The organism is Rhodosalinus sp. K401, assembly GCF_041365735.1.
In the GTDB taxonomy this organism is placed as follows: Bacteria; Pseudomonadota; Alphaproteobacteria; order Rhodobacterales; family Rhodobacteraceae; genus Rhodosalinus.
In genome coordinates, this window is sequence record NZ_JBGFSI010000003.1 from 14,554 (window position 1) to 36,812 (window position 22,259).

The 22,259-nt window shown below is 69.4% G+C and carries 2 protein-coding genes (1 of these 2 running past the window's edge); both read right to left on the reverse strand.

The annotated features are described in order from the left end of the window. Positions 1–7,794 (reverse strand): matrixin family metalloprotease, encoded by a 7,794-nt coding sequence (locus AB6A66_RS04505; protein WP_371054953.1) that lies wholly within the window; start codon positions 7,792–7,794, stop codon positions 1–3. Next, on the reverse strand, positions 7,791–22,259 hold the 3' portion of the coding sequence (locus tag AB6A66_RS04510; protein WP_371055153.1) for a beta strand repeat-containing protein. 7,488 nt of this gene lie beyond the right edge of the window; only the last 14,469 of its 21,957 coding nucleotides appear in the window; its start codon lies beyond the right edge, outside the window; it ends in the stop codon at positions 7,791–7,793. Before AB6A66_RS04510 ends, AB6A66_RS04505 begins: the two co-directional genes overlap by 4 nt.

Genomic DNA, 22,259 nt, shown 5'->3' on the forward strand with positions numbered 1-22,259 from the left:
TCACCGTCCGAATAGGCCCGAAAGGCGCTGCATCAGCGAACTGGCCGCTTCGTGCCATTGCACGCGACCCTGCCCGGCGTCGCGCGGCAGGGCGGCCACGGGCTCGGGTTCGGCCGGCGTCTCCGATACCTGCGTGAGGGCGGCGAGGCCGCGCGCCGTGTCCGGATCGGTGAAGGTTCCGGTGCGCTCGTCGAAGACCAGCGTGGCGGGATCGTCGAACCGGGTGCCGGGCTCCAGCGTGGCGTTCATCACATGCGCGGGGTCGACGCTCTCGATGTGGTCGAAGCCGAGCGTATGGCCGAGCTCGTGCAGAAGCACGCTGAAAAGGTCCATGCGATCCTCGGCGGCGCTGCCCGCCTCCGCGCGCCAGACGCCTTCGCCATCCTCGACGAAGCCCGCCTCCTCTGCCGGCGAGACGTCCACGAACCAGCCATGGCCCGCACCGTCCACATCCACAAAGATCAGCTCGCCCGCCGTTTCGCCCAGGAGCAGCCCGTCGAGATCGGCGACCGTCACCGAGACGTCCTCCAGAGCCTCGATCTGCTCGGCGTCCAGAAGGCCCGTGGCGATCCACGTCTCCCGCGCGGCTTCCAGAACCGTCTCGGCGGTCGCCTGGTCGATGTCCGTCCCGGCCGGCGCCGGCCCGGTCGGCGCATAGGCCGCGGTCAGGTTCAGCGTGACCTGGGGCGCCTCCGGCGGGCAGGGCACTGGCGCGCAGATGGTGTCGATGAAGGGCTGGACCTTGCCGCGAAGCGGCTCGCCCGTCGCCGGCACGAAGATGAAGTCGCTCCGGGCCGCGGCGCTCTGGAAGAGCCCGAGCATGTCCGCGATGCGCGCATCCCGGTCGGCCGGGTCGAGACTGGCCTCGACCTCGACGTCGTTCGTGCCGCCGCGAAGGAAGTCGGGGCCGCCTTCGCCCACCAGCGTGTCGAAGATCGAGCGGCCGCCTTCGATCCGGTCGGAGCCGTCATTGCCGAACAGAAGGTCGCCGGGCTGCAGGCTGGTGCCGAACTCGCCCTCGTAGCCACCGCCCAGGATGACGTCGTCGCCCGGTCCGCCATCCGCGAGGTCGATGCCGTTGGCGAGGAACAGCCGATCGTTGCCCTCGCCCCCGAGGACGACATGCCGCCACAGGGTCGACGGGTAGACCGCCGGGAACTCGTAGTCGCCCAGCGAGGCGTCGATGCCCATCCAGACGAGGTCGTTGCCATCGCCTGCGTCCACGAAATCATGGCCGTAGCCCGAGCTGATCGTGTCGTTGCCCCCGAGGCCCTTGATCGCGTTGTTGCGATCGTTGGCCCGAAGGTTGTCCGCGAACTGCGACCCGGCGATGTCCTCGAACGCGTCGCCCGACCAGAGCTTCAGGCTGCCGTCCTTGTCGCCGAGCGTCGTGCGATCGCTGAAGGCCTGCAACTCCGCCTCGAAGAGGAACACCTCGACCGGCCCGTGGAAATTCGTGAAGTCGAGGGCGTCGCCGGTATCGTTGGGAAGGCCCGCGGGCACATCCACGCCCGGCACGCCGTCGCCATCGTCGTCGGGGTTCGTGGTGTCGGTGAAGGTGCCCGCCTCGACGAGGAAGTTCTCGCCCAGCCGCTCGCCGGCGAAGACGTAGTTGTCGTCGCCCGCGCCGCCATAGGCCCAGTCGTCGCCGCGACCCAGATCGATCGTGTCGCCGAAGCCCGTCGCCGGATCGAGCAGCGTCAGGCCCGTCACGGCGAAGGGATCGAAGTTCGGCGCATCCAGCCGGGCCGAGGGATCGCGCTTGGCCTCGTCCTCGATGTTGATCTGTATGACCTCTCCGTCGAAGAGGCGCACGCGGGCATTGTCGCCGGCCACCACGTCGTCGCCGTCCCCGCCATAGACGAAATCGGCCCCGTCGCCACCGACGACCACGTCGCCGTCCACGCCCGTTGAGATCTTGTCCGCGGCTTCCAGGATGCCGCGCGGGGTGGAGGTCATCTCGAAGACCTCGCGCTGGAAGATCCGGATCTCGCCCTGGTCGCCAAGCACGCGGTCGCTGTCGAAATCGCCCTGCGGCACGATCGCGTCCTTGTCCGCGCCGCCCACGATCTGCAGCGCGGAGATCTGCGGCTGGTACCGGTTGTCCGGCTTGCCGTCCCGTTCGTGTCCGACGATGCGGACGCTGAAGTCGTCGCCGACCACGTCCTTGAAGACCAGGACGTTGGACTTGGCCAGGGGATCGGCCGCGTCATAGAGGTGGAACTCGCCGTCGAAGGCCGCCGGGCGGTAATCCTCGACCGTGTAGACGGTGCCGTCGGCCGCGACCAGTTGCACGTCCGGTGCGAAGCGCCGCCAGTTCAGGTCGGGCGCGATGTAGAGGTAGACATCGTAGACCTCGCCTTCTCCGTAGTGCTGATCGAGGTCGGAGACATCCACCCCGAGCAAGAACTGATTGCCGGTTTCCGCACGTCCGTTGAACAGCCGCCCGTTCTGGGTGTCGGGGTCGAGATCGACGCTGTCCGCCACGTTCGTCCGGCGCGCCTCGAGGGTGCCGAGTTCACGGCCGATGGTCACCCGCACGCCTTCGGCCAGGGTGTAGGTTTCCTCCTCGGTGCCCTTGAAGCCGTTCTCGTCGTTCAGCCCGTCGGTCGGGTCGTCGTAGTCGCCGAGGTCCTGGGTATCGATGTTGTTCCAGCCCTCGTGCGAGACGTAGCCGAGCTGGCCCTCGACGAAGCCCTCGGAGACGCCGGAGCCGAAGTTGATCCCGATGGAGCGGACATCGGCACCCGAGAGGGCATCGTCCACGGCGTTGTGCGCGCCCGTGTCGCCGGTCTCGATGCAGTCCTCGCCCTGCCCGCCGATGACCGCGTCGTCGCCGTTGCCGGTCATGATCACGTCGTCGAAGGAGAAGACCTCCGAGATCGTCAGCGCCTGCATGTTGCGCAATTCGCCCATGCGGTCCTGCGCCGGTGTGGCGATCGGCTCGGTCAGCAGGAAGGTGGCGCGGCCGTTGTCGCCGAAGACGGCGTCGTAGTCGAGATGCCCGACATCGGCGTCACCCTGCGTCTCGATCCAGTCGTTGCCGGTACCGCCGAAGACCACGTCGTCCCCGCCGCCGGTATAGATCGCGTCGTTGCCGCCGACCTCGAGATCCACACTTTCGGCACGGTCGATCGGGTGCGAACGGCCCACGATCTGGAAGCCGGCGATGGTCGGGATCGTGCGGGCCTCGGCGCCGCGCGGCTGACTGATCTCGATGACGAGGCGATCCTCGTTCTGCCCGCCGAGCGCGACGTAGTTGCCGATCGCGGGCGCGTTCGGATCCTGGCTGTCCGACAGGATGTAGGTGCCGTCGAAGTGCACGCGCCGCGGATCGCTGACGTAGAAGGTGTCGTCCGAGCCGACCTTGACGATCCGGGTGCCGGGACCCGTGGCCGGGCTCGTCCCGTTGTCGTTGTCGAGGTAGATGTAGACGTCGTATTCCTCGAAGTGATCGGCGAGGCCCTCCACCACGATCTCGATCGTCTGGTTGCGCGGCACCCAGACCATGCCCTCGAAGAGCCGGTTGTCCGGATCGTCCCCGTTGAAGAGCTGGTTGTGCGTGTCGAAGCGCGCGCGCTGGTCGCCGAAGTAGCGCAGGTCGTCGCGGTAGTCGTCCTCGTCCCAGAAGATGTCCTCGCCCGCGTAGTCGGCATCCGTGTAGCCGAGTCCGTCCGTGCGGTCCGTGTCGTCGTAGATCGGGAGATTCTGGGTCTTCTGGCGCCAGCCGACGAAGACGCCGGGCAGGTGCAGGCCCGCATCGGTTTCGACGAATTCGCCGGCCTCGTCGCCGAGGGTGCCCGACGGCGTGCGCAGGTTGTTCCAGTTCTCCTCGCGCGGCGCCGGCAGACCGTTCACCGAGATCGAGTCGTTGGTGCCGGCGACGCCGTTCACGTCGGCCTGTCCGGGACGGTTGTCGAAGTTGAAGCTCAGCGTCGTGAACTCCTCGCCCCAGCCGTCGTTGCCGGACGGGCCGTCGAAGGTCTCGGAGCCGTTGAGCGTGACCCGGCCGTTGTCGCCGAAGACCACGTCGCGCAGGTTCTGCAGCGGCCCGGTGTCGATCACGTCGTCGCCCGCGCCGCCCATCAGCACGTCCTGCCCCTGGCCGCCGAAGATCTGGTCGTTGCCGCCGTTCTGCGGCCCGACGCCGATCACCTCGGTCACCGTGTCCAGATCCGTGGTCTGGATCTTCTGCAGCGGTGCGGGCGGCAGGTTCGGATCTTCGACCGTCTGGATCACCACGCCATGGTCCCCGAAGAGGATGTCGCGGAAGATCTCGTCGGGCGCGGTCGCTCCGCCGTCGGCGCTGCCCGGTCCGTCGCCGTAGATCACGTCGTCGCCGGCTGTCAGGTCGTCGCGCACCGGCGACGGCGCGGGCTGGAGCGTGGTGCCGTCCGAGGCCACGGTCGGGTCGAGCGTGGGCAGCGGGCTGAGGTCCACCGTGGCGATGTCGAGCGCGCGGGTTAGGATATCGACGTTCACGCCGCTGTCGCCGTAGATGTGGTCGGTGCCGCGCTGGCCCTCGATCGTGTCGTTGCCCGAGCCGCCGGCGAGATGGTCGCCCGCCTGGCTGCCGATGATCAGGTCGTCGCCCACCCCGCCATAGGCGGTGATCCCGACGCTCGGAAGATCCGCCGAGTCGAGCCCGGCGAAGAGCGCGCTGGCGTCGATGATGTCGTTGCCCGCGAAGCTGTAGGGGTTGGCGAGCGGGAAGACCCACTCGTCGTCCTCGTTGTCGCCGTCGGGCAGGAGCGGGAACGGATCGAAGGGCTTTTCGCCGAAATCGGCCCCGAGCACGCTGAAGGGCTGGCCCGAATACCACACGCCGTCCTGGCTGGTGTCGCCGTAGACCACGAGCGGGCTGTCGGGGCCGGCCCCGCCGGTGATGTCGAAGCGGTCGCCGCCGATGCGCGTGCCGCCGTCGAGGCGCGGGTTGAAGCCCGCGACGGTGACGGTGCCCTCGATCGGCAGGCCGACCCGGTCATAGGCCACGACCATCGTGCCGCCGTCGATCGACGTCACGGTGGCGAAGCCCGGCAGGCCCTCGATCGTGACCTCCTGGCCCGTGAAGAAGCCGCGCTCCTCCCAGCCGCCGGTCTCGAGCACGAGGTCGATGGTGCCCTCGCCCTTGTCGCAGCAGTCGAGGTCGAGCTCCACCTCGCCGGTCACGCGGCGCGGCTCGGAGACGTGGATGTCGCAGGTGCCGAGCGTGCCGTCGGCGGGCAGCGCCGGCCCGTCGAGCACGAGCACCGCGCCGGTGCCCCAGCCCTCGAAGGCGTCGGCAGGCGCGAGCGCCGGGTCGGCGTTCTCGATGGCGAGGATCTGGCGCGTCTCGGCCTCCCCGTCGACCTGCACGTAGTCGCCCACCGCGAAGTCGTCGTCGGCCCAGGAGAGACCGTCGCCGCGGGTGAGTTCGACGTTGCCGGCCACGGTCTCGCCGAGCATCTCGACGCAGAGCGACAGCGGACGGTTGCCGCCGCCGTGGAGCACGGTGAGCCCGCCATGCGGCCCCTGCACCGAGAGCTCGAGATCGAGCGCCGCCGCATCGGACAGCGTGGCGTTCTCGAGCACCAGCGTCTCGCCGCCGTCCTCGATCGCCACGAGCCGGACGGACTGGTCCTGGCCGTCGCCCACGACGCGGACGAGATGGCCCTCCAGGAAGCCGTCCTCGGCCCAGTCGCCGCCGTCGGACCGCGTGACCCGGGTCAGGTTGCCGGCGGTGGCGACGGCGTAGCTGCCCGCCACCTCCACGAGCGGGTCGGTGGCCGTCACCGTCACCTCGCCGGCGAGCGCCGGCAGCGGATCGCCCGAGAGCACGAGGATCGAGTTGTCGTTCGGATCCTGTCCCTCCGGCGTCACGGCGTCGTCGATGGCCTCGACCGTCCAGCTGCCGGCCAGGCCCTCGATCTCGACGAACTGGCCGGGCAGGAAGCCGAGGGCCAGCCAGTCGATGCCCTCGCGCGACAGGGTGCCGCCACTGCCGCCGGCGTCGGGCGTCGCGGTGAACGCGCCCGTGGCCTGCACGGCGGGTGCCGGGTTCAGGGTCCCCTGCACGTCCATCGTGTCGTTGCCCTCGCCGAGCATGACGTTCACGACCTCGATGGTGCTCTTGCCCGCGTCGGTGGAGAAACCGCCGCCCGTGAGCGTGATCTTGCCCCAGCTGATGCCGCCCGGCACCACCGTGGGCTCGCCGAAGTCGTTGGCCGAGGCGGGGCCGAAATCGAGCTCCTCCGCCATGCCGAAGCCCGTGAGCGTCGTCTCCGTCATCACGCCCGAGCCGTCTTCCTGGCTCGAGTCGTTGAAGATGTTGAGCACGTCGATCTGCTGGCTCTCCGGCGGCTGCTGGCCGATGGCGATCAGGAAGTCGTCCGCCTCGCCGGGCAGCTTGAGGCCGTTCTGGAGCGAGCGGTCGGCGCCGGTGACGCCGCCCTCCACCTGGAGAGGCCCGCGCAGCTTCGAGAGAAGATGCGACTGCGCCGGGAAGACCTTCGCGCCGGCGCGCGTGATCGGCGTGTCGAAGTTGGGATCCGCCTCGAGACCGATCTCGCGCTCGACCCAGTAATCGGCGTCGGTGAAGGTGACGACGGGCGCGATACGCACCACGCGCACGTTGTCGTCGGCCGCGTCGGTGAGCCAGCCGGGCAGCGCGGCGCCCTCGGTGATCTGGAGCTTCTCGTCCTTGCTGTCGTTGTCGCCGCGGATGAGTTCGATCTTCACCTCGATCTCGTTCGACGGGTTGTCGAGGTCGATAATCCGCACCCACTGGCCCTCGAGGAACCCGTCGGTCAGCCAGCCGGTGCCGTCCACGCGCACGAGCTGCTCGCCGCCGAAATCGGGATCGAGATCCTCGTCGGCGCGCACGACGCCCTCGAAGATGCCCACATCCGCGAGATCCGAGAGCACCGCGTCCTCGGCGCTGGCCTGGCCGGCCCCGGCGAAGGCCTCCTCGAGCGTGATCGTGAGGTCGCTCACGGCGGCGATGGTGTAATCCCCGTCGAAGCCCGCGCCCAGGTTGGCCACGCGGACCCGGTCGCCCGCCTCGAAGCCCTCGTCGACGAAGGAGCCGAAGGATTGCGCCACGCCGTCACGGGTGAACGCGCCCTGCCCGCCCAGGTTCTCGGCGACCGCCTGGCCCTGGAACTTCTGGGTGGCGCGGAGCCCGCCGATCTCGTCGTAATCCGCCGGCGTCACCGGGGCGCCGTCGATCGAGACCACGTCGGCCAGCCCGTCGGTGACCACCGCCACGTCCACGGAACTGCCCGCTTCGGGCGCGCCGGTCAGGCGCACCGTGTAGCTGTCGCCCACCGTCTCGTCGGCCGGCGTGTCGAGATCGTCGCGGATGAGCTGCGTGTCGCCGCCGCTCTCCTGCACGAGCGCGCCCGCCGTGTCGTCGTCGAGCACGTTGACCTCGAAGAGGCTCGGGCCGGAGCGGAGGTTCGGGAACACGTAATCCGCGTCGAGGGTGAGCGCGTCGTCGCGCTCCACCGAGATCGCCACGCCGTCCGGGTCCTCGACCCGCGCGTCGTTCCGCGCCTCGACGTCGATCACGACATAGTCGTCCCAGTCGCCCGGCTCGAACGCGATGCGCAGCTCGCCGTCCGCGCCGGTGAAGACGCGGGAGTCGGTGCTGGAGAGCTTGATCTCCTGGTCGGCCTCTAGATCGAGGCCGAGCTTCACCACCACCGTATCGGTGGGCGCCTTGGAGAGGCGCACCAGCATCTGGTCGGCAAGGCCCGTCGTCGCGTCGCCCTCGATCACCGTGGTGTCGGCGTCCTCCACGAAGCTGCCGGTCACGGGATCGTAGCTGCCGGCCTCGATCTCGAAGATNNGCCGGCCTCGATCTCGAAGATCTGCACGCCCGGCGTGTCGTTGTCCCGGAGCTCCACCTCGACGTTGCGCACGTCGATGCCGTCGTACTCGGCCACGTTGGAGATGACGCTGTGCTGCGAGACGACGCGGATGTCGCCCTCGGCGCGCGCGTCGTCGGGCGCGTAGAGGAAGACCTCCTGCAGCTGGTCCCAGTTGGTGTGATCGAAGGTCAGCACCACCGAGCGGTTCTCGACCGGCACCGCGGCCCCATCCACCGTCACGCTGCGCTGGAAGTCGCCGTCCACCGGGTTCGCCGGGTCGGCCGGCGCCGTGGTGGACAGCCACATGCTGTCGCCCGGGCCGCTCGGAAGCGGTGCAGGGTTGAGGAAGCTGTTGTCTTCCTCTTCCTGGGTGGAGCGCGCGGCCGAGACGGTGACGTAGACCACATCGCCCACCTCGAGCTCCTTGGCGAGCCGCACGGTGTAGCTGTCGGTCGCGGCCTCGCCGCCGCCTTCCAGGAGACCGGTGAAGCCGCCGCTCTCCTCGATCACCACGAGGCCCTCTTCGCCCGCGGCGACATTGTAGTCGAAGCCATCCACGAGGAGCCCGTCGTAGAACGGGTCGTCCGAGGAGACGAGGTGGTTCACCGCGCCCGAGGCGCCCTCGAGCTCGCGCGTGACGATGTCCTCGTTGACGTCGCCCGTCACGTTGATCGTGTCGGAGCCGAGCCCGCCGATGACGCGGTAGAGCACGCCGAAGGCGGTGGACTGGACGAAGAACTCGTCGTCGCCCTCGAGGCCGTCGATCTCGATCACCTCGACGGTGTTGTAGCGGACGTTGAGGCCTGCGCCGAAGATGCCCTTGTCGGTGATCACGAAATCGTCTGCGAACTCGGTGCCGAGGATCACCACCTTGTCGAAGCCGGTGCCGCCCTCGATCGAGACCGGCGCGTTCACGTTGTAGCGCACCTCGTCGTTGCCGCCGCCCGTGCGCACGTCCACCGGCACACCGACCGAGAAGTCGGAGCCGATGATCGGCACCGCCACGCCGTCCTCGTCGAGCACGATCACGTCGTCGGAGATGTCGCCCGGCGTCGCGTCGGCGTCCGCGCGGTTGATCACGCCGTCGCCGTTGGTGTCTACGTTCACCGCGTCGAGGTCGTCGGCGTCGATGTCGCCGTCGCCGTCCCAGTCCTGCGAGGAGACGGCGGCGAGCGCGAAGGCGCGCACGGTGAAGATGTCGTCGTCGTCGCCGCCCTCGAGGCGAAGTTCGGACTGGTTGGAGTAGACGGTGAACTCGTCCGAGCCCGTGCCGCCCTGGGCCACCACCGGCGAGTTCGTGCCCGCCGACAGCCAGCCGCGCGTGGTCGCCACGAGGTTCGGGAACTGGTCCTCGGGCAGCAGGCCGGCCTCGGCCGTCGAGCGCTTGAGCCCGAAGATCTGGCCGAACTGGAAGCGGTCGTCGCCCGCGCCGCCGTCGAGTGTGGTGATCACGCTGGTATCGTCGGAGAAGAAGGCGTCGTTGCCGCCCCGGCCCTCGACCGTCAGCCGCCCGTTGATGCCGCGGTCGTAGCTGATGCGCTGGACCTCGGCGAAGGGCTCGTTGCCCGTCGTCACGTCGCGGTAGGGATCCTCGTCCCCGTGGAGGATCGCCACGTAGGCCGGGCGGTCCGCCGTCTCGCCGGGAAGTTCGGCCGCCTGGCGCAGCAGGAAGATGTCGTCGGTGGCGTAGGGCTCGCCCGTCACGGGGTCGGTGCCGCTTTGCGCCGCGTCGAAGCCGTAGACGAAGAGCTCGTCCACCCCGTCGTTCTCGTCGCCCGTGTCGAGCACGTTGACGATGTAGTTGCGCTGGTCGGGACCGTTGGAGCCCAGCGTGAACACCTCGAAGGTGTCCGTGCCGCCCTCGCCGTCGAGGGTCAGCGTGTGGCGCGCGTCCTGCCGTCCAAGCGCGGTGAGCGCCGCGAGCTGGGCGGGCGAGGTCACCGTGGCGGTGTCCTGGAGGTAGTAGACCTGCACGAGGTCTTCGTTGCCGCCCGCGGCCACGTCGGTCTCCGAGCCGAGGAAGATGTAGCCCGGGTCGCCCCAGCCGGTGGTGCCCGCCGCGCCGCCCGCGTCGCCGAAGCGGATCACGTCCACGTCGAGGCCGGTCTGCACGGTCGTCCGGTGCTGTGGCGCGGTGTAGGTGGGCTCCATCACGCCCAGCGGATCGCCGCCCGACTGGCTGCCCGGGGTGACCAGGGTGCCCCCGGCGATGATCCGGCCACGCAGGTCCACCGTCGCGCCGAAATCGGGATCGGCCACGCCCAGATCGGCGGCGAGCAGGATGTCTTCCGCCGCGTGGATCCGGCTGTTGCTGTCCAGATCGATGTCGTCGCCCGCGAAGATTGCCACCTGGCCCTGCTCGGCGAAGACCGTGCCGTGGTCGATCACCCGCGGGGCGTCGGCCTGCTGGCCCGGATCGCGCGTAGCGCTCTCGGCGAAGCGGGCGGTGCCGCTCTCGACGAGCACGAAGTCCTCGCCCTGCGGCAGGCTGTCGAGCACGCGCAGCACGATGTCGCCCTCGTAGCTGTGCGCGAGCACGACGCGGAGATGCTCCGCGACCTCGGTCAAGGTGATGTCGCCCGTGGCCTCGAGGCCCACATCGACGCCGCCCGCCCCGGTTCCCGGGTTCGCCACGCCGCGCGACGTGTCCACCTCGAGCGGGTTAAGCGCGTCGCCGATCTCGGCGCCCGCGCCGTTCGCGTCGATGTCGAGCGCCTGGGAGCGCAGGTTCACGAGCGTGTCGTTCCGGGCGTCAATCACCGAGCCGCCGACGGTGCGCAGCGACACGTCCGCGTCCGAGAAGATCTGATCCACCCGAAGGTCGCCCACGAGTTCGTCGAGCCAGATGCCGCGGTTGTCGGTGGTGTTCGTGTCGAAGGCGTTGACAACGCCGCCGTCGCCGTTCCGGTCGCCGTTGATCTCGAGGAAGTCGTCGGCGGCGCCGATGCCCGAGCGGCTGGGCGCGGGCGTGCCGGCCGTCACGGCGCCAGCGGTCATGGTTATGTTGTCGCCCGTCACGTCGATCGTCGGCGCGCCGTCCGCATCCGTGATGAGCCGCGGTGATGTGAGCGTCACGTCGCCTTCGGTGGAGTGGATGTGCCCCACCTGCATGTCGCCCACGAGTTCCGTCGCCGTGATGTCTCCATTGGTGGTGAGGAAGATCTGCTCGACGCCGTCCGTCGAGGCGCCGGGGATATCCCAGGCGACGTTGGTGTTGACGATGAAGTTGATCCGCGACGGCGTGCCGTCCGTGGTGTTGTTGGCATAGCTGCGCGGCTCCCCGCCCACGGCATCGCCGTCGACATGCCCGATGTCGATATCGTCGCCCGCCCGCACGAGGTCGAAGGTGTAGGTCGCTTCGCGGTCGTCGCTGTCAACGTCCGTGCCGAAGGCGCGCAGGATGTCCGTGTAATCCGGCGCCGGTGTCGTGTCGGGCGAGAAATGCGAGACGTAGCGGCCCGACTTGGTGATCGGGTCGGTTCCCGGCGGGTCGTTGATCACGCTGCCGTTCGACGGTCTGAGCAACGTGACCTGCACGCCCCCGACGCCGCCGGTCGCGTTGCCCTCGCGCGTGTCGTTGATCACGACATCCACGTCGTCCTTCGCGCTGATCCGCTGGACCGCGACGGGAACGACCGCGCCGGCCGCCAGCGCCACGCCGTCGCGCAGCGTATAGCCGATGTCGGCGGCGATATCGACGCCGGCGTCGAGCTGGATCACCGTGTCGTAGGCCACCGCGTCGTAGACCTGATCGACGTCGAGCGTCTCGCGGCCAAGCTCGCCGCCCGGCCCGGTGACGCCCGCGATCTCGAGTTCGTAGATCGCGTCGCTCGGCGTCTGGGGCTGAAGACCCTCGGTGCCGGTGAAGCGGATCAGCTCGATTGCGATGGCGCGGCGCTGGGTGTCGTCGTCCGCCGTGCCCGCGATCGAGGTCTCGCCGACGCTGCCCGTGTCGGCGTGCATGTAGAGTTCGTTGGTCTGGATCAGCTGGGGCCCGTCGTTGGTGTCGACGCGGATGTCGCCGCGCTCGTTCTCGATCAGGGTCACGCCCGCCGGGTTGTAGATCACCCCGTCGAGGATGACGTCGCTGTCGCCGGTCGTGCCGGTCTGGACGTTTCGGATCTCGACCACGGTGCGGGCGAACCGGTTGCGGATGTCGAACTCGAAGGTGACGCCCGGTTCGGGGTCGTTCTGGATCGACACGTTGTTGGCCGGGTTGTTCACCGGGCCGGGGATGTTGTTGAGCGAGACGGTGATGGTGCCCGCATCCGCCCCGTTCAGCGGCGCGACCGGATCGATCTCGTTCACGCGCATCTCGAGTGCGGATTCGTTGACGAGCCGGACGTAGTCCCAGGTCTGCTGCACCTCGAAGAGGCCGCGATTGCCCCAGATGTTGCTCGCGAAGCCCGACACTTGCGTCGCCGTGAAATCGGCCGTGCCGCCGGCGCCGTAGATCAGGTCGTCGACCACGATCGGGCCGGTCAGGGTGTCGCCCACCTCCTGGTCGCTCGGCGGGATGCCCACCAGGTTCACGTTCACGATCCGCTGGATTGTGCCCGTGCTGTCGACGACGAGTTCCGGGTTGGGCGAGCCGAGCAGGATCACGTGGCTTTCCCAGAAGATGTCGCGCCCGAGCGTCGGCGTGTTGCGGTTGTTGATGTCGCGCTTGGGCCCGATGAAAGCGCCCCCGCCGTTTCCGTCCGTCCGATGCTCGGAGCCCGGACGGATGTCGTCGTTGACAGAGACGTTCAGGTCGGCCGTCTTGAGAACGGCCTCCCACTCGCCGTTGACGCGGGCCGCGTTGGTCATGTTGGCCGTCGCGTCGCCGCGCGAGGAGCCGCCGATCGCGTAGAGGCGGCCATGGGCGCGCGCGAAGTTGTCGGTGTCTTCGTAGGTCGCCGCGATGTTGATCTGCTGGCCGCCGGTGATGTTGGCGCCGTCGAGGATGTCGATGGTGTTGTTGCTGCGGATGTTGGAGGTCGAGTAGGCCGATGCCGATCCGCCCGCGCCGCCCGCGGTCGTGTCCGTGTAGGCGCGGCTGACCTGCCGGTCGACGACCGAGGCCACGGTGACGACACCGCCGGTGAGGTCGCTGTCGTCGCCGAGGACGATCCGCGATCCGTTCAGGCTGCCGCTGTTGATCCGCCCGATGTCGCTGGTGGCGCGCACGGTGGTGCTGGCGCCGAGCCCGCCGGCGTAGGATTTCGCCACGGAGTCGGCGTTGTTGGCCACGTTGGTCGCCACGTCTAGCGCGTCGCCCGCGACGAGATCCCCGTCGATGGTGATGTTGGTGCCGAAGCGGAGCGTAGAGCTGGCCGTCCCGCCGGCCCCGGCGAAGAGGCCGCCGCGGCTCGATTCCGCGAGCGAGGTCACCGAGGTGATCAGATCGGTGCGCACCGAAAGGTCGTCGTCCGCCGTGATCTGGGCGTCCCGCCCGATGTCGATGGTCGCCCGGTTGTTGCCCGAGGCCGTGCCCTGCGCGCCGCCCACGGAGACGAGGCCGCCCGCGTCGCCGTCAGAGACCGCGCTCGACCCTCCGGTGCTGTTGGCCTCGATGATGACGTCCGCGCCCCGGATGTTGGCCCCGGCGACGCCAGCGGCGACGCCTTCGATGTTCAGGCTCGTCCGCACGTCCTGCACGGCGACCGACGCCGCGCTGCCGACCTCGACGATACCGCCGCCCGCCCCCGTGGCCGAAGACGTGACGGTGCCATCGCCGGCGCTCGGGTCGGTGAATCCGCCCGCGCCGCCGATCCCGGAGAAGGAGCCGGCCAGTGTCGTCGGGCTGCCGTCGGTATCGGGCTGTATGTCGAGGATCAGGCGCTGGGTGCCGAGCGGTCCCTCGCTGGTGAGATCAAGGCTTTCGGCGACGAAGTAGTGGGTGCCGCCCGTGCGCGAACCGCGGTCGAGGTCGATCGCCGCGCCGCCAGGCGTCGATGCCAGCTTGAACGAAGTCGGCGTGCGGTCCACCGCGTAGTAGACGCCGCCATCCACCAGCCCGACGATCGGTTCGTCGTTGAGCGCGCGCAGGGTGTGCCCGATCTCCAGCGCGGCTTCGCTGCCGTTGTTCACCAGGTCGAAGACCTGCGGGCCGACATAGACGTCCGGTGTGTTCGTGTCGTTGTCGGTGTCCTGGAAGGAACCCGTCGAGTCCTGAGGCGTTTCCGCCAGTCGGATGTAGTCCGGATTGCTCGCGAAACCCTGCGGCACGCCGCCGGGCGCCCCGACGAAGGCGCCGCCGCCGGCGACGTAGTAGGTGGCCCCGTCCACCAGGTTGCCGAAGCCCGAGGCGAAGATGCCCGCGGCCGGGTTCCCGTTCTCGTCGAAGGCGCGGTAGACGACCGCTTCGCCGACCTGGAAGCCGTGATCCGGGACGTAGATGCGGTTGCTGAAGTCGACCGTGACATTCAGGCTGTCGTCGGCCGCCGGCGTCACGTTCGCGTCCACCAGGTTCGACTGGAACTCGCTCGGCGCCTTCACGCGGTAGGTAATCGGCTGGTTCGGATCGGAGAAGTTGTTGCCCACGTTGATCGCGTCGGTACCGTTGTTCACGGCATTGATCGCGACGTTCGGCAGGCCCGGCAGTGCGACGCCCGGTGCGCGCAGCTTGATCGTGTCCTCGTCGACCACGAACACCTCGTAGGCGTCGTCGTTGGACAGCCCGCCGATGGTCGACGCGCCACCGGAGTAGTAGAAGACGCGGTCCCCGGTCTCGAGGCCGTGGCTCTCGATCACGATCGTGTCGCGGGTCGGATCGACGGCCGAGTTCAGCGATGCCGTCGGATTGTTCTCATCCACTGCCACGCCCGGCTGCGCCGTCGGCTGGATCAGGGCACCGAGATGAACCGTGCGCTTCGTCTCTTCCTCGGAGGCGCCGACCCGCTCTACGACGGTGTATTCGCGGCCATTCTCCAGCCCGCCCGCATTGGGGCCGGAATAGCTGATCCGCGAACCGCTCGTGACCTGGTGCGGGGCGCCGAAGTCGATGAAGTTCGTGCCGCCCGGGTTCACGCCGCTGCCCGCATCGGTGGGCTGAATGCCGACGATGGTTCCGTCGGAGACCTGCTGGCCTGCCGCGCCATGGTTGACGCTGATCGTGACCGTGCCGCCGGCGACCAGTTCTCTGGTCTGACCAACCGTGAGGTCAGTGCTGCTGTCGGCGCGCGAGGACGGGTTGATGTCGGAGATCCGGACCAACCCGCCCCCGGCCGTGCGCGAGCGTGAATCGGCGTCCGACGTGATGTTGGAGAGCGCATCGACGTCGCCGCTCACGAAGATCTCGGAGTCCGACCCGGTAAAGGTCATGTTCTGGGTGGAGACGTTGCGCGCGGCCACGGTGCCCGTGCCGACGGACACCGCGCCGCCGCCCGCGCTGCTGGCCGCCGCGTCGGCGAGCGATTCGGTCTCGGCCCGCACGGAAAGCGACTGGGCGCCGATGCCGCCATCGGTCTCGACGCTGCCCAGGAAGCTCATCGTCGTTGTCTGGATGCGCGGGGAGATGACCGTGACAGGGTCGTTCGGCGGTTCGTTGAAGCCGTTACCGATGGTCGCCCGGATATTGCCCGACTGCACGTCCGCGATGCCGCCGCCGCCCGAGGAGCCGCTGGCGCGCGCCATGGTGGCGTGGAGGCCCTCGATGTTGATGCCGCCGCCCGACGAGTTGAAGTTCGTCGTCCCGATTTCCGACGACAGGGTGGACTTCGACGTCGCCGAGATCGTGACGCCCGCGATGTTGGCGATGCCGCCGCTCGTGGTCTGGGCGGCCGCGATCGCGCCGCGATTGTCGTCGGAGTCGAGGAAGCCGCTGCCATCGTGGTTCAGCCGCGCGCTGATATCCACGCCGTCAGCGCCGGAGATGAGGCCGTCGTCGCCGATGTCGAAGGTCACGCCGGAATTGAACTCCGCGACCCCTTGCGACGTCGCGGTGGCCACGATCGCGCCGCCGGCGCTCGTCGCCCGCGCCACGGCGCGCCCGTCAAGCTCCACGCCGAGATCGACCGATCCGCTCTCGGAGACGATGTTCACGTTGTTGCCGATATCGGCGTTCGCCTCTGCGTTGTTGAGCGCCGACGATTTCGTCAGCGGCGCCGCGCCGCCCAGGGCGAACGCCTTCGCGTCCCCGGCCGCATCCACTTGCGAGACGAGCCTGGCGCTGCCGGTGACGTTCCCGTTCGTCCCGTTGGCGACGATGCTCGCCGAATTGCCGACGTTCAGGCCGACGCTCCCGGTGTCGTTCGCAAGCGACTCGAGATCCGACACGCTCACCAGAAGCGAGCCGCCGATCGAGTCGGTCTGCGCATCGGCGTCATGCGTTGCATCCGCCGTCATGTTGACCGTTCGCGCGCTCACGCTCGACCGGTCGCCCACGCCCACGCTGGTGTCGCTGTCGATAAGCGTCCGGATGTCCGCAGATCCCATGTCGAAGGCGCCCGCGCCGCCCGCGCGGAAGGACGATGGGTCGGCCGTGGTGGTCGCATCGGCGTCGAGGACGAGATCGCCGCCCAGCGTCACGGTGCTGTCGTTGCCGACATAGGCTTCCGTGTCGTGGGCCGCCTTCCCGGTGACCGTGGTCGAGCTCACGTTCACGAGACCCGCGCCGCCCCCGGCGAAGGCGCGCGCGCGGGCGGTCGTATTCGCATCGGCCGTTAGGGTCACGTCGTTCGCGCTCAGCACCGTGTTGTTGCCGATATAGGCCCGCGTCGCCGAGTCCTGGCCTGTTCCGGTCCCGATCGTCGCATCGGCGTTGAGGATCGCAATGTTCACGCCGAGGGAGCCGGAGCCGCTGGTGATCTCGGAATAGGCCATCGCACCCCTGGGGTTCGCCGCCGGATCGTCTGCGTCCGCGTCGGACGGGGCCCCGACCGGCAGGAGCGTCTGCGCCGTGGCATCGAGGTTTCCGGACAGGTCGATGGTGGAACCATCGCCGACGAAGGCCTCCGTCTCCCGCGCGGCCGTCGCGGAAGAGGTGAGCGAGCTCACCGAGACCAACCCGCCGACGTTCGCGCTCGTCACGTCGGAGACGGCCGAGGCCTCGACCTCGTCGGCGAAAAGATTGACGTTGCCAGCCTCGAGATCGGTGGTGTTGCCGAGATAGGCGTAGGTGCCGCCCGACAGTTCCGCCGAGGCGCCCGTGATCGAGACGGAGAACGCGCCTCCGATCGCGACGCCGAGCGAGGTCGCGATCGCCTCGGTCCGGCTCAGGGCGTCGGCGTCGATATCCGCGCGCGTGGCGCGATCGCTCTTCAGGAGGCTGATCTCTGCAAGATTGCCGGTTGTGGCGTCCTTGTTGCGCCCAACATAGGCCTCCGTCACTGCGCTCGCACGCGAGACCGGCTGCAGGGCGGAGACGGCGCCCAGAAGGCCGAGAGAGATGCTTGTCAGCGATGCGTCCGCCTTAGCATCGCCATCGGCCAGAAGCCGCAGATCCGGCCCGACGAGGTTCAGGCCGCCATTGCCGAAGGCACGGGTCGTGCCACCGGCGTCGGCCGTGGGCGAGTAGACGGAGACCGACACGCCGAGCGACAGCGAGCCGCCGGTCGTGGTGGACACCGCGTCGATGTCCGACTTGGCCTGTACCACGACCTGGCTGGCCTGGGTCACGACGATCTCCGCATCCGGGTCGCCGGTCGCGTCCGTGTCGAACGACGTGCCGAGGAAGGCCTCGATCGTGCCGTTCGTGGTCGCCGTCGGCGCGAGATCCTGACCCGATCCGAGAAGCGAGAAGTCGAGCGCGAAGGCAGTCGCGGTGGCTTTCTGCACAACCGGCGAGTCGCCGGCGGCATTGCTGTCCGCCGCGACCGACAGCGTGCCGGTGTTGACCCCCACGCCGTCGCGGACATAGGCGCGAACCTCGCCCTCCACCGTCGCGCTCGGCTTGAAGATCGAGAGGCTGACGAAGCCCGCGCCGCCGCCCTTCGACGTCGCATCGGCGGTCTGGGTGGCGGCCGCGTCGATGGTGAGCGCACCGCCGCCGGTGTCGACCGAGGTTGCGATGTTCGTGGCCTCGGTCCCGGAAAGCGCGCCGATGAAGGCTTCGGTCCGGCTGGCGACGCGTGCGTTCGCCTCGGCCGAGCGGGCGGCGATGGCCGCGGCCGAGATCACGAGATTGTTGGCGTTGGCGTCGTCGACGCTCGTCGCCGTGATGTTGACGTCTCCCGCGTTTACGGTCGCGCCCTGCCCCACATATGCCAGCGTGCGCCCCTCGACCGTGGCGTCGGTCACCGCGCCGGCCCCGGCAGCACCCAGCGCGAAGCCGACCGCGGTGGCGTTCGCATCCGCGATGAGCGTCGCGTCGGAGGTCAGGTCGAGTGTCTTGCCGTTGAGGTTCAGCAACGTCGTGTCCGTGGGGGCCGCCACGTCCGCCTGGGCACCGACATAGGCTTCTGTGTCGCGGTTTACGGTCGCCTCGAACTTCGCCACGGCGACAGCCGCGCCTGCGGCAACCGCGATGGACGCGCCGTCCGGGCGCGCATGGGCGAGGCTGGTCGCGGTGATGTTCTGAACGCTGCCGGCGGACGTGACCGAGCCGCCGTCGATGAAGGCGCGCGTCGCGCCCTCCATGGTGGCGACGGCTTCCGTGACTGCGACGCTGATACCGCTCGCGACCGCGAGGCCAAAGACGAACGGATCGGCGTAATGGGTGCTGTTGGCGTTGATGATGACGCTGTCGTCGGCATCGAGGTCGGAGTTGCGCGACCCCGCGATCACGTCCGTCGAGACATCGACCGTCGCCGACGCGCCCGCGGCGGCGGCACCGACGAGCGTGGCGGCCACGCTGATGGAACGGATGACCGTCGAGATCGTGCCCGGCACGATCGTGTCGGCCTCCATGTCGGCGTCGGTATCCACGAAGACGGGGCGGCTGTGGTTAGAAAGCGCCTCGATCCGTATATCGCCGGTCTCGGACGTGATCGCGCTGTCCTCGGTGGTGGCCGAGATCGTCGCCTCGACAGAATTCCTGCCGAGCGCGAGGCCAAAGGCCACGCCGGTCAGCCCCCCCGACACGGCGACCGCGTTCACGTCGACGAAAGACGTCATGTTGTCGTTGGCGACAACGTCGACGTCCTGGCTGGCCGTGACCGTCGACCCCTCCACCCGGGCCAGGACCGCCCGCGTGATCGTGTTGGTGCCGGACGCCCCGGCGCCCGCGGCGGCGAAGCCGGCCGGCGACACGGAGATCGAGATGGCAAGGGCCATCGGCGTCGCCGAGAGATCGCTGCGGGTATCGGCATCAACAGTGACGACGCCGGACTCGGCGGTGACGGTGCTGCCGGCGATCCGCGCCCGGGTCGTGCCGCCCAGTGTGTTGGAGGCCACGGCCGCCGAAACCGAGATCGCGCCAGCGGCCAGGCCGGCCGCCGCCGTCACGGAGATGGCCCGCGCGATGGAGGTCATCGTGACGTCGTCCGCCGCGTTCAGCGTGACGTCGCCGCCCGCGCCGACGAGACGGTTAGATCCGCTCGCGCCGGTGATCTCGGCCTCGACAGTCTGGCTTATCTCGTTGACGGAGACGCCCGCCGCGACGGCGAGGCCGCCCGCGACCGCGCCGCCGGAGAAGGCGAGCGAAACGCCCGTTGCGTCGAGTGCCGAGCTGACGGTGCTGAGCGCGTCGAGATCGACGTTGTCGTCGGCCACCACGCGGCTGTCGGCGATCCGCGCGCGCACCAGCCCTTCCAGACCGGTCGTCGCTTCCGTGATGACCGCCGCGCCCCCGAGTGAAACACCGGTACCGGCCGAGACGGCGACCGAGATGCCGAGCGAATCGACCGTCACCTGGCGCGCGTCGAGAGCGCTCACGACGACCGACCCGCCGGTCGATTCCACGTCCGCTCCGTTGCGGATCAGGGCCTGCACCTCGTTCGTGCCGTTCACGAAACTGCGCACGCCGGCGCCGCTTCCGGCGAGGGTAGCACCGACCGCACCCGAGATGGAGACGCTCACGCCGACCCCATCGACGTCGATCACGCCGCTTGAAAGCGCCGATACGGTGATGTTGCCGGGGGCCCGGACGGTCGCGTCGTCGACGATCGCCCGAACGCGGGAGCCGTAGTTGACCTCGACGAGGGAGACGGCGATTCCCAGCGAGCCGGAGCCCCCCGCCGAGAAGGACGCCGACACCGTCGCCGCCACGTTGGTGGCCCGGATCGTCGAGACATCCGACGCCGCCACGGCCGCGGTGGTTCCGGCCGTGACGCTGGAGCCGTTGTCGACCATGGCCCGCACGAGGTTCGTCATCGTGATCGTCGAGTCCGCGCCGGACCCGGCGCCCGCCGCGCTCACGCCGCCACTGCCCGAGATCGCCACGGCCGCCGCGACGCCTGTGGAGGTGACGCTGGAGGAATTGGTGGCTTCCACGGTCACGGCGCCGGGGGCGGTGACCACGCTGTCGTCGATCCGGGCGAGAGTCTCGCCGGTCATGACGATGTCGGCAACGGAAACCGCGACGGTCAGCGTGAAGCTCGCTCCGGCCGCGGCCGACACGGCAACCGCCGCCGAGACCTGCGTCGCGTCGATCGTGGCCGCGTCGGTCGCGGTGACCAGCACGGCCCCGGACGTCGCCGCGACCGTGCTGCCCTCGATGATGGCCTCGGTGCTTCCGGCGACCGTGTTCCGCGACAAGGCCACGGCGCCGGCGCCGCCGAAGGCCCCGCCCGCCGCGGCCGTGACCGACAGCGCGATGGCCGCGCCGATGGCGTCGATGTTCATCGTGTTGTCGGCATCGACCGTGACGGAGCCGGCGGTCACGGCGGAGTCGGTGATACCGGCAACGGTGGCCCCGGTCAGGGTGTTGGTGACGTCGTTCACCGCGACCGTGAGGGTCAGCGAGCCTCCCGCGGATACGCCGACCGCTGCGGCCGCCGCGACGTTCTCGGCCTTGATCATCGACGCGTCGTCGGCATCGACCAGCACCGCTCCGGTCGTGGTGACCTGCGAGCCGCCGCTGACCAGAGCGCGCGTCGTGCTTCCGATCTCGTTGCTGGCTTCCACACCCGCCCCGGCGCCGGCGGCCGAGACGCCCGCGCCGCTTGCCGCCACCGAGAACGCGATGGCAAGGCCTAGGGCGTCGACGGTCGTCGCGCTGGTGGCGCGCACGGTCACCGTGTCCGCCGTCACGGTACTGTCGTCGATCTGCGCCAGCGTGTCGCTGGTGATGACGTTCTCGGCAAGCGTCACCGCCACGGTGAAGGAAAGCGAGGCACCGGAAACGGACACGGAGACCGCCGCCGCGACCGTCGCGATATCGGACTTGATCTGGCTCGTGTTGAGCGAGATCACGTCGACGTCCGAGCCGCTGACGACCGACGCGCCGTTGCGGATGCTTGCCTCGGTGGACCCGGCGATCTCGTTGCGGGCCTTCACGCCGGCGCCGGCGCCGCCGACGCTGACCGACGTGCTGGCCGACACGCTCACGGCAAGAGTGACGGCCAGGGCATCGATCTCGGCCGAGTTGGTGGCGAGCACGTCCACGTCGGACGCCGTCACGCTCGATGCGTCCACCGTCGCCAGGACCTCGTTGGCGATGATGTTCTCGGCGTCGTTGAAGGCCACCGAAAGGGACACGCCCGGGCCGCCGCTCACGGCGATCCCAACCGAGGCGGACGCGATGTCGGAGGTGATCCGTGAGCCGTCGCTGGTATCCACGAGCACCGCGCCGCTGGACGTCACGGTGCTGCCGGTTATACCGGCCTCCGTCCGGCTCGTCGTCTTGTTGGTTGCGATCACGCCGGCCGCGCTGATCCCGACCGCGGCGCCGCCGCCGCCGGACACCGAGATGCCGACGGCGACGCCCAGGGCATCGATCTCGGTGTTGGAACGCGCCGTGACGCTCACGCTGTCGCTTGGCAGGACGGTGGAGTCGGAGATGCCGGCCGTGGTCATGCTGCCGACGACGTTCTCGGCCAGGGTGACGCTGACGGCCACGGAGATGCCGACCCCGCCCGAGATGGCGACGGCGGCGGAAGCCGCGATGAGTTCGGCCTTGATCGTGGACGTATCCGTCGCCGACACTGTCACGGCGCCGTTCGCCGCGACCGTCGAGCCGTTCTCGATCGTGGCCGACGTCGTGTTGGCGAGGACATTGCGCGCGGACACGCCCGTCCCCGCGCCCGCGGCACCGAGCCCTCCGGACCCGGCGACGGAGATGCTGGCCGCGACGCCGATCGCGTCGATCGTGTTGTCGGAGAGCGCCGTTACGGAAAGATCGTCGGAGGCGATATCGGACCCCGCCACGCGGGCGCGATGCGTTCCGCTCAGATCGTTCTCGACCTTCGTGACCGCGACCGCGCCGGTCAGCGAGGCCGACCCGGAGATCGATACCGCGACGGAGGCGGACACGACCCGCGCGGTGATCGTGGACATGTCCTCCGTCGCGACCGTCACGTTGCCGGTTGCCGCGACGGTCGAGTCGAT